Origin of the sequence: Azohydromonas aeria, assembly GCF_009760915.1 — a bacterium.
Classification (GTDB): domain Bacteria; phylum Pseudomonadota; class Gammaproteobacteria; order Burkholderiales; family Burkholderiaceae_C; genus Azohydromonas; species Azohydromonas aeria.
In genome coordinates this window covers 1-9,568 of sequence record NZ_VIDQ01000146.1, presented here as the reverse complement: position 1 = coordinate 9,568, position 9,568 = coordinate 1, and the positions used below count along the sequence as shown (strand labels likewise).

Annotated in this window: 12 protein-coding genes; 2 read left to right on the top strand and 10 right to left on the bottom strand. The window is 70.9% G+C overall.

Features of this window, described 5'->3' with window-relative positions; genetic code table 11:
• Together FJ694_RS35555 and FJ694_RS35550 are read right to left on the bottom strand one after the other, a co-directional pair.
• On the bottom strand, positions 1 to 507 hold a 507-nt coding region (locus FJ694_RS35555; protein WP_198321176.1), incomplete at its 3' end, for an Hpt domain-containing protein.
• 34 nt (positions 508 to 541) lie between these two features.
• Positions 542 to 904 carry a response regulator gene (locus tag FJ694_RS35550; RefSeq protein WP_157272243.1) on the bottom strand — a complete coding sequence of 121 codons (363 nt, stop codon included), beginning with the start codon at positions 902 to 904 and terminating at the stop codon, positions 542 to 544.
• Positions 905 to 1,152: 248 nt separating this feature from the next.
• On the opposite strand from FJ694_RS35550, the gene FJ694_RS35545 reads away from it, so the two are divergent.
• On the top strand, positions 1,153 to 2,280 hold the full coding sequence (locus FJ694_RS35545) for a hybrid sensor histidine kinase/response regulator (RefSeq protein ID WP_157272242.1): 1,128 nt from the start codon (positions 1,153 to 1,155) through the stop codon (positions 2,278 to 2,280).
• Positions 2,277 to 2,915, top strand: coding sequence for a response regulator (locus FJ694_RS35540; protein ID WP_157272241.1), 639 nt, complete (start codon positions 2,277 to 2,279; stop codon positions 2,913 to 2,915). The genes FJ694_RS35545 and FJ694_RS35540 overlap by 4 nt, the downstream gene beginning before the upstream one ends.
• A gap of 85 nt (positions 2,916 to 3,000) precedes the next feature.
• On the opposite strand, the gene FJ694_RS35535 is transcribed toward FJ694_RS35540, so the two are convergent.
• The 8 genes from FJ694_RS35535 to FJ694_RS35500 form a co-directional block, all read right to left on the bottom strand.
• Positions 3,001 to 4,152 (bottom strand): trypsin-like serine peptidase, encoded by a 1,152-nt coding sequence (locus tag FJ694_RS35535; RefSeq protein WP_157272240.1) that lies wholly within the window; start codon positions 4,150 to 4,152, stop codon positions 3,001 to 3,003.
• A gap of 213 nt (positions 4,153 to 4,365) precedes the next feature.
• Positions 4,366 to 5,127 (bottom strand): flagellar biosynthetic protein FliR, encoded by a 762-nt coding sequence (fliR, locus tag FJ694_RS35530; RefSeq protein ID WP_157272239.1) that lies wholly within the window; start codon positions 5,125 to 5,127, stop codon positions 4,366 to 4,368.
• Positions 5,128 to 5,146: 19 nt separating this feature from the next.
• The gene (gene fliQ / locus FJ694_RS35525) at positions 5,147 to 5,416 is read right to left on the bottom strand and encodes a flagellar biosynthesis protein FliQ (RefSeq protein WP_157272238.1); all 270 of its coding nucleotides are present in this window, start codon (positions 5,414 to 5,416) and stop codon (positions 5,147 to 5,149) included.
• 57 nt (positions 5,417 to 5,473) lie between these two features.
• Positions 5,474 to 6,256, bottom strand: a complete 783-nt coding sequence (gene fliP / locus FJ694_RS35520; protein WP_157272237.1) for a flagellar type III secretion system pore protein FliP — start codon at positions 6,254 to 6,256, stop codon at positions 5,474 to 5,476.
• Positions 6,257 to 6,280: 24 nt separating this feature from the next.
• Positions 6,281 to 6,631, bottom strand: a complete 351-nt coding sequence (locus FJ694_RS35515; protein ID WP_157272236.1) for a FliO/MopB family protein — start codon at positions 6,629 to 6,631, stop codon at positions 6,281 to 6,283.
• A gap of 389 nt (positions 6,632 to 7,020) precedes the next feature.
• Entirely contained in the window at positions 7,021 to 7,482 is a 462-nt protein-coding gene (gene fliN, locus FJ694_RS35510; RefSeq protein ID WP_157272235.1) for a flagellar motor switch protein FliN, read from the bottom strand.
• Entirely contained in the window at positions 7,472 to 8,479 is a 1,008-nt protein-coding gene (gene fliM, locus FJ694_RS35505) for a flagellar motor switch protein FliM (RefSeq protein WP_157272234.1), read from the bottom strand. The genes fliN and fliM overlap by 11 nt, the downstream gene beginning before the upstream one ends.
• 13 nt (positions 8,480 to 8,492) lie before the next feature.
• Positions 8,493 to 9,113: a flagellar basal body-associated FliL family protein gene (locus FJ694_RS35500; protein WP_157272233.1), complete on the bottom strand. Its 621-nt coding sequence runs from the start codon at positions 9,111 to 9,113 to the stop codon at positions 8,493 to 8,495.
• Between the last annotated feature and the right edge of the window lie 455 nt (positions 9,114 to 9,568).

The following is a 9,568-nucleotide window of genomic DNA, read 5'->3' as shown; positions in this document are numbered from 1 at the left end:
GGGCGCGGGGGTGGGCACCGGCGCCGGGGCCGGCGCGGCCACGGGCGCCGGCGCGGCGGCGGCGGGGCGCTCCGGGGCGGGGCGGCCGTCGGCGAAGGCGCGGATGTGCTGGATCAGGTGCGTGGTGTCCACCGGGTCGCCGGCGCCGCCGGCCTCGTGGCGCGCGAGCTGCGCGCGCAGCGCGTCGCCGGACTCCAGCAGCACGTCCACCATGGCGCGGTCAGGCTGCAGCTCGTGGCGGCGCAGCCGGTCCAGCAGCGTCTCCATCTGGTGCGTGAGCTCGGCCACGTCGCTGAAGCCGAAGGTGGCGGCGCCGCCCTTGACGGAGTGGGCACAGCGGAAGATGGCGTTGAGCGCCTCGTCGTCGGCGGCCGTGAGGTCCACTTCCAGGAGCATCTGCTCCATGCGCTCCAGGTTCTCCAGGGCTTCCTCGAAGAAGACCTGGTAGAACTGGCTGAGATCGATGCCGACGGCCTGGCTGCCGGCGTCGGAGTAGGTATCGGCCATTGCGGGGCTTTCCTGTTGATCGCGCGCTCGCGCGTCAGCGGATGACCTTGCCGATCACCTCGATCAGCTTGGCGGGGTCAAAGGGCTTCACCAGCCAGCCGGTGGCGCCGGCGGCGCGGCCGGCGCGCTTCATCTCGTCGCCGGATTCGGTGGTCAGGATCAGGATCGGGGTGCGCGCGAATTTCGGGTGCCCGCGCAGCTTCTGCGTGAGCGTGATGCCGTCCATGCGCGGCATGTTCTGGTCGGTCAGGACAAGGTCGAAGTCGCGGCTGTCGGCCTTGTCCCAGGCGTCGAGGCCGTCCACCGCTTCAACCACGGTGAAGCCGGCGTTCTTCAGCGTGAAGGACACCATCTGGCGCATCGAGGCCGAGTCGTCGACGGCAAGAATCGAAGGCATTCGTTATTTCTCCAGGGCAGGCTCGCCGGTCTATCGGCTTTGCGCGCGCCGACTTGAGTGCCGGGCCCCGCCGCGGCGCCCGGCCCGGCCTCGCCGGCGCCGCGGGCGCGTCCTTTGTCACGGCGCGCCCGGGTTCGACCCGGGTACGGCGTGGTGCATTCTTGGGCCGGGGCGGCACGCGCGGTGCTGCGATCACGGGGCCCAAGCCGGTCCAATTCCGGCGTTGCGGGCTTTGCGATACTCGGTCGATGACTTCCCGCCGACTGCGCGTGCTGCACCTGGAAGACGCCGAGCTCGACCACGAGCTGGCGCTGGCGCACCTGCGCCGTGGCGGGCTCGACGTGGACACGCTGCGCGTGGAGACCGAGCCCGACTACCGCAGCGCGCTGCGCGAGCCCTGGGACGTGGTGCTGTCGGACTACAACCTGCCCCACGGCTTCACCGGGCTGCAGGCGCTGGAGATCCTTAGGGCCAGCGGCCGGGTGCTGCCCTTCATCCTGATCTCCGGGGCCATCGGCGAGGACATGGCCGTGGAGGCCATGCGCAACGGCGCCAGCGACTACCTGCTCAAGAGCCGGCTGGCGCGGCTGGCGCCGGCGGTGGCCAACGCCATCCAGGCCGCCGAGATGCGCCGCGCCAAGATGGAGGCCGACGCGCGGCTGGCGCGCTCGCAGCGCCAGCTGCGCGAGCTGGCGCAGCACCTGCAGACCAGCGTCGAGGCCGAGCGCGCGGCCATCGCGCGCGAGATCCACGACGACGTGGGCGGCTCGCTCACGGCGCTGCGCTTCGAGCTGGCCTGGCTGGAGCGGCGCAGCCCCGACGCCGAGACCCAGGCGCACCTGGCCAGCGCGCGCGAGAGCCTCACCCACGCCATCGAGGCCAGCAAGCGCATCATGCAGAACCTGCGCCCGGCCATCCTGGAGCAGGGCCTGGTGGCGGCGCTGCAGTGGATGGTGCAGGGCTTCACCCGGCGCAGCGGCATCGAGTGCACGCTGCGCACCAGCCACGAGACGCTGCAGCTGCCCGCGGGCGTGCCGCTGGTGGCCTACCGCACGGCGCAGGAGGCGCTGACCAACATCCACAAGCACGCGCGCGCGCGCCACGTCCTGGTGGACCTGTCGCTGGGCGCGGGCGTGCTGTCGCTGGAGGTGCGCGACGACGGGCGCGGCCTCTCGAAGGAGGACCTGGCCAAGGCGCAGAGCTTCGGCATCCGCGGGCTGCATGAGCGCGCCGGCACCGTGGGCGGCTGGATCGACCTCAGCAGCCGCCCCGGCGTGGGCACCACGCTCATCCTCTCCATTCCGCTGGGCGCCGCGGGCGGCGCCGCCGACGAAGACGACGCCGCGGGCGAAGCCGCGGCCTGGGGAAGCTCATGATCAAGGTGATTCTCTGCGACGACCACGCGCTCATCCGCCGTGGCATCCGCGACACGCTCTCCGATGCGCCCGACATCGAGGTCGTGGGCGAGGCCGGCGAGTACGGCGAGCTGCGCGCGCTCATGCGCAGCACGCCCTGCGACGTGCTGGTGCTCGACATCAACATGCCGGGCCGCAGCGGCCTGGACGTGCTGCACGCGCTCAAGGACGAGGGCAGCCCGGTACGCGTGCTCATCGTGAGCATGTATCCCGAGGACCAGTACGCCATCCGCGCGCTGCGCGCCGGCGCCTACGGCTACGTCAACAAGGGGGGCGATCCGCAGCAGATCGTGCAGGCCGTGCGCACCGTGGCGCAGGGGCGCAAGAACGTCACGCCCGAGATCGCGCACATGCTCATCGAGAGCCTGACCACGCCGGCGGCCGAGCTCGCGCACGAGAAGCTCTCCGACCGCGAGCTGCAAACGCTGGTGATGATCGCCTCGGGCAAGCGCCTGTCCGACATCGCCGAGGAGCTCATGCTCAGCCCCAAGACCGTGAGCGTGTACCGCGCGCGGGTGCTGGAGAAGCTGGGCCTGACCAACAACGCCGAGCTCACCGTCTACGCCATCCGCAACGGGCTCGTGGGCGACCAGTAGCGCGCACGCGCAGGGCGCAAAAAAAGGCGGCCTCGCGGCCGCCTACTCCCCTCCGTGATGTCTCTTGAAGCCGAAGCCGGGGCCTTCAGCAGGCCCAGGCGTAGGCGCTGCAGGTGGCGCTGAGCATCGAGCCCCAGGTGCTGTTGAACTGCGAGCCGCCCTGCACCTGCACCGCGGGGTTGGTGTAGCCCCAGGACACGTTGCTCACCAGCCGCACCGCGCCGTTGTCCTGCGTGGAGCCGGTCAGGCCCGCGTAGTCCTGGCGGAAGTTGAGCACCACCGGGCCGCCGCTGGAGCCGCCGGTCATGTCCGAGCCGTAGACGCCGTTGTTGCTGCCGCCGTTGTTGGCCATGCTCTCCACGCGGTGCATCTGCGTGCCGCTGTCGAGGTTGGCCGGGTAGCCCAGCACCGACACGTGGCGCCCGATCATGGCCGGGTACTGGTAGCCCATGGTGCCGGTGTAGTCGCCGATGCGGTAGCCCGAAGCGTTGGTGCCGAAGACGATGAGCGCCCAGTCGCCGACGTTGGGCACCGTGCCGCCGCCGTTGGCCCAGGACGAGCTGGTGCGCACGTTGACCCAGTTGCTCCAGGTGCCGAAGGGACGCGTCTCGGTGCTGCCGACGCGGCTGTAGCCGGGCACGAACACGAAGCTGTTGTACCAGCCGCCGGGCTTGCCGCTGTGCACGCAGTGGCCGGCCGTGGCCACGACGCCGGGCTTGATCATCGCCCCGGAGCAGATGTAGGAGTAGCCCGCCTGGTCCCTGAAGAAGAGCTTGCCCACGGTGCTGCTCGGGTAGCTCCAGTCTTGGGCGCGCGGGTAGGTGCGCGTCGAGGTGAAGTGGATGCCGCCCGTGCCCACGGCCTGCGGCGTGACCTCGTCGTCGGCCGCCGCGCCCGCGCCCGCGGCCCGGGCCGCGGCCAGCGCCGCGGCGCTGATCTGGCGCCGCACCATCAGGCCCTCGGCCGAGGCCGTCGGCCGCTTGCCGGCCTTGTTCTCCGCCACGCCGCGGCCCTGCGCCTCGGCCACGGCGGCGTTGAAGTCGAAGGCCGAGGCCGGCAGGTGCTGCACCTTGGGCATCGGCGACTTCGCCGACAGCATCTCGGCGTCGCTGAACGGCGCCGCGGCGTGCGTGGCGGTCGCCGGGGCGCTGATCGACACGGATTGGGCCTGCGCCGCCTGGGCGGCGAAGGCGGCGGCCAGGGCGACGGTCAGGGCGGCGGCTTGGGCTTGGTTCATGGAAGGTCTCCTCGGTCTGTGGGGTGGCGCTGGAAGGTTCGGGACCCTTGACTTGGGTTGTGTGCCGAACTGCCGAGAAGGTTAGGGATTGACAGCGCGCCGCGCGTCCCCCCTCGGGACGGCCGGCATGGGGGAGGGCGCCGGGGGGCAGGTGGGAACGCGCCTTGCCAAGGGCCGCGGTCCGGCGCGCCCGCCGCCGCCGCTGCCGCCGCGCTACTGGAAGTGCGCCAGCATGCGCTCCAGCGCCTGCGTGAAGGGCTGCTCCAGCAGCGGCAGCGTCACGAGCATGCCCAGCAGCCCCACGCCCAGCGTGATGGGGAACCCCACCGAGAACACGTTCATCTGCGAAGCCACGCGCGAGATCACGCCCAGCACCAGGTTGACGAAGAGCAGCATCGTGATCAGCGGCAGCGCCATCCACAGCCCCAGCGTGAAGATCTCCGCGCCCCAGGTGTGGGGCTGGAGCTTCTGCAGGAACGCGAACGGTTGCGCGCTCACCGGGAAGGCCTCGAAGCTGCGCACCAGCGCGGCCAGCACCACCAGGTGGCCGTTGACGACGATGAACAGCCACGCCACGAGCGTGCCGAAGAACCGCCCGGCCACCGTGCCCTGGCTGGCGGTGGCCGGGTCGAAGAAGCCCGCGAAGTTCAGACCCATCTGCAGCCCCGCGACCTCGCCGGCGAACTCCACCGCGGCGAAGACGATGCGCACCGCGAACCCGAGCGCGACGCCCACGAGCACCTGCTGCGCCACCAGCGCGAAGGCCACCGGCGAGTCCAGCGGCACCGGCGCGATGGGCGGCAGCAGCCCCTGGGCCGCCAGCACCAGCAGCAGCGCCAGCCCCACGCGCACGCGCGCGGGCACCATGCGCGTGCCCAGCACCGGCATGGCCGACAGCAGCGCCAGCGCGCGCAGCAGCGGCCAGATCAGCGGCGTGATCCAGGCCAGCAGCTGGGCTTCGGTGAAGGTGACCAAGCCGCGACCCGCCCGGAGGTCAGCCCACCGCGCCGGGAATGGACTGCAGCGTGCGCTGCAGGAACTCCACCAGCGTCGTCATCATCCACGGTCCCGCGATGGCCAGCACCGCCACCGCCGCGAGGACCTTGGGCACGAAGGAGAGGGTGGACTCGTTGATCTGCGTGGCCGCCTGCAGCACGCTCACCACCACCCCCACGGCCAGTATCACCAGCAGCAGCGGCGCGCACACCACCAGCAGCGTGTAGAGCGCCTGCTGCCCCACGGTGAAGACCTGCGAAGCGTCCATCGGAATTCCTTGTCCTGCCTTGTCCTGGGTTGAGAGGTTGCGCGCGCAATCGCGCCGTCACTGCGCGAACGACGCCGCCAGCGAGCCCAGCAGCAGGTTCCAGCCGTCGGCCAGCACGAACAGCATGAGCTTGAAGGGCAGCGCCACGAGCACGGGCGACAGCATCATCATCCCCAGGCTCATGAGCACGCTGGCCACGACCATGTCGATGATCAGGAAGGGGATGAAGATCAGGAAGCCGATCTGGAACGCGCTCTTGAGCTCGCTGGTGACGAAGGCCGGCACCAGCACCTTCATCGGCAGCTGCTCCGGCGCCGTCTGCGGCAGCCGCGCCATGCGCGTGAACAGCTGCACGTCGCTCTGGCGCGTCTGCTTGAGCATGAACGCGCGCAGCGGCTGCTGCCCGCGCTCGATGGCCTGCTCGGCCGTGATCTGCCCGGCGCTGTAGGGCTGCCAGGCCTGCTCGTAGATGCGGTCCAGGGTCGGCCCCATCACGAAGAAGGTCAGGAACAGGCTCAGGCCGACGATGACCTGGTTGGGCGGCGTGGCCTGCGTGCCCAGCGCCTGCCGCAGCAGGCCCAGCACGATGACGATGCGGGTGAAGCCCGTCATCAGCAGCAGCACCGCGGGCAGGAAGCTCAGCGCGGTGAAGAACAGCAGCGTCTGGATCGGCACCGAGTAGCTGGTGCCGCCCGCGCCCTGGCCGATGACCAGCGGCAGCGTCGCCGCCGGGCCCTGCTGCTGCGCCAGCGCCGGCAGCGCCGCGCCCAGCAGCAACAGCAGCCCGGCCGCGGCGGCGGCCGCGCGCCGCGGGCTTCGGGAATGAGGGGGGTGGTTCATGGTGGCGAGATGCGTCGGGGAGTGTCAGTCGCGGCGGCCGCGCAGCTGGCGCAGCACCTGGGCGAAGGACGCCGCAACGGCAGGTGCGCCCGGCGTGCCCGGCGCCGGCGCCTCAGCGCCCGGGGCCATGGTGTGCAGCGTGCTGATCTGCTGCGCCGTCACGCCCAGCACCAGCCAGCGCCGGTCGTCTCCGCTGCCGACTTCCACCGTCACCAGGCGCTGGCCCGGGGCCAGCGGCAGCACGGCCACGGTGCGCATCACGCCGGCCGTGCCCGCGCCCTGCGCCAGCGGCGTGCGCTTGAGCAGCCACAGCGCCGCGGGAATGAGCGCCAGCACGGCCAGGAACCACAGCAGCGACAGCCAGGTGGTGTTCATGAGCTCTCCGGTTGGGTTGGGGCCGCAGCGGGGCCGGAGGAACGGCGCGGCATCGTGCGAGGGGCGGGGCGGGCAGCGCCGTGCCGTTGGTGAACGTGGCGGCCGCAGAGGAAACGTCGTCATCCCGGCGAAAGCCGGGATCCACGCGCGCCGAAGCGGTGCCATGGCTGCCGTGCGCACATGCCGGCGCCGGCTGGCGCAGCATCGCAGCGATCGTGGATTCCGGCTTTCGCCGGAATGACGGCGCTTTGGCTTGCGGCCGACAGGGTCGGGCGCGCATCACGGTAGGGTCGTTGCTTCCTGTGCGGCCATGCCGCGTCGGGCATGACAGTCGCCATTGTGGCGCCGCCCCGGAGACGGGATCGGGCAATAAGCCCCGCCAAAAGGCCTCAAGTCCGGCTGAGCCGGCGCACGCGCTCGCTGGGCGTGACGATGTCGGTGAGGCGGATGCCGAACTTGTCGTTGACGACCACGACCTCGCCCTGGGCGATGAGGTAGCCGTTGACCAGCACGTCCATGGGCTCGCCGGCCATGGCCTCGAGCTCGACGACCGAGCCCTGCGCCAGCTGCAGGATGTGCTTGATGGGAATGCGCGTGCGGCCGAGCTCCACGGTGAGCTGCACCGGGATGTCGAGGATCATGTTGATGTCGTTGATCCCCGCCGGATTCGCCGTCTCGGCCGCGCCGAAGTCGGTGAAGGCCGCGGCGCGCGACTGCTGCAGCGGCGGCACCTCCTCGGCGGCGGCCACCGCCGCGGTGTCGGAGCGCGCCTCGGCCAGCGCGGCTTCCCATTCGGCGGCCATGCGGTCCTCTTCGGACATCGTCGGGGCCGCGTTGTCTTCAACTGCCATGATGCTGGGCTCCAATCCAGCTCACGGTGGAGCTGGAGATCAGTCGTTCGACCTTGATGGCGTACTTGCCGTTTTTCGTGCCGCACTGGGCTTCGAGTACGGGCACGCCGTCCACCTTGGCCTGGATGAGGGGCAGCCGGTCGAGCTCGATGAAGTCGCCCGGCTTGAGCGAGAGCAGCTGCTCCACGGTGGCCGGCGCGTGCGCGAGCTCGGCCACGAGCTCCACCTCCGCGGCCTGCAGCTGCGTCTTGAGCAGGTTCACCCAGCGCCGGTCGGGCTCGGTGGAGTCGCCCTGCACCGACGAATAGAGCACGTCGCGGATGGGCTCCAGCGTGGAGTAGGGGATGCAGAAGTGCACCGAGCCGGCCGTGGTGCCGATCTCCATCGTGAAGCTCGTGGCCACCACGATCTCGCTGGGCGTGGCGATGTTGGCGAACTGCGGCTGCATCTCCGAGCGCTGGTACTCCAGCTCCAGCGGGTAGATGCCCGCCCACGCCTTCTTGTACTCGGTGATGATGACCTCCACCAGCCGCGTGATGACGCGGTGCTCGGTGGGGCTGAAGTCGCGGCCCTCGATGCGGGTGTGGAAGCGCCCGGAGCCGCCGAAGAGCGCGTCGATCACGGCGAACACCAGGTTGGGCTCGCACACGATCAGCCCCGAGCCGCGCAGCGGCCGCACCGAGACGATGTTGATGTTGGTGGGCACCACGATCTCGCGCAGGAAGGCGCTGTACTTCTGCACCTTGATGCCGCCGATGGCCACCTCGGGGCTCTTGCGGATGAAGTTGAACAGCCCCACGCGCACGTTGCGCGCGAAACGCTCGTTGATGATCTCCATCGTGGGCATGCGCCCACGCACGATCCGCTCCTGGCTGGCGATGTCGTAGGTGCGCACCGCGCCCTGCGGCGTCTCCTCGGCTTCGAGCTTCTGGCTCTCGCCGGTGATGCCCTGCAACAGGGCATCGACCTCGTCCTGGGAGAGGAACTGCTGGTTCATCGAAGGGGCATCGTCACTGGACGATGAAGTTGGCGAAGTGCACCGCCTTGATCGGCAGCGGCGGGAGCTTGCGCTTCTTGCGCTTGGGCGCGCCGGGCTTGGGCTCGGCGTCGCCGTCTTCCATCAGGTCCTCGGTCTCGAGGTCGTAGCCCAGCGGGCGCAGCGCCTGCGCGTGCAGCTCGGCCGCCAGCAGCCGCTTGCCTTCCTGGCTGCGCACGTCGGCCGAGGTCTTCCTGGCCAGCACCAGCAGGATGTTGTTGCGGATCGCGGGCATGAAGGCCTTGATCTGCTCGCCGGCCTTGCCGTCCTCGACTTCGAGCGTGATGCCCACCTGCGCATAGCGGTCGGCGTCATGGTCGGCGAGGTTGACGGTGAACACTTCGAGCTGCACGAAGGTCGGCGCGTTCTTGGGGTCGTAGGGCTCGGGCGCGGCCACGCGCTTGGTGTCCTTCTTCTTGTGCACCTGCGCGACCTCGACCTCCTCCTCCTCGTCCGCGGCATGCCCGGACTTCAGCGCGATGAAGGCCGCGATGCCGCCCACCAGCAGCAGCACGACGGCCACGGCGATGATGATGATCTTCTTGCGGCCCTTCTTCGGCGAAGCGGTGGGGGCAGCGGCGGCGGCGGACGACATTCGGGCTCCAGTCAACGGCAGATTTCCGGGCAGGGGCCCGGCAAGTGCGTGGCACGAATTCTGGAGTCCGCGCCCCGCGGCGAAGGGGGGAATAGCGGGGCAAAACGGCGGCTAACGCTTGGGCGGGAGCGCTCGCACCCGCGGCCGCGCCGGCATGCGCCCGGCTGCCCGGCAGTGTGCCCACGCCGGCTGCGGCAATAGTGTACGGACCGTTACAGGCGCGGCGGCACCCATGGCGCTGCGCATGCAGCGTCGTCACCCCGGCCACAGGCCGGGGCCCAGGCGGTCCCCAGGCGGACCGCGGGCCCGGTCGCCGCAACGCGGATGCCGCTCCCGGGCGTCCGCTGCTCCGGGACCCGGTTTACCTGCACATCAGGCGTACAGGTCCACCACCCCGCGCGCACCGCCCGCGGCGGGCGTGGGCGCCGCCGGCGCGCCGCCCGCGCCATCGCGCG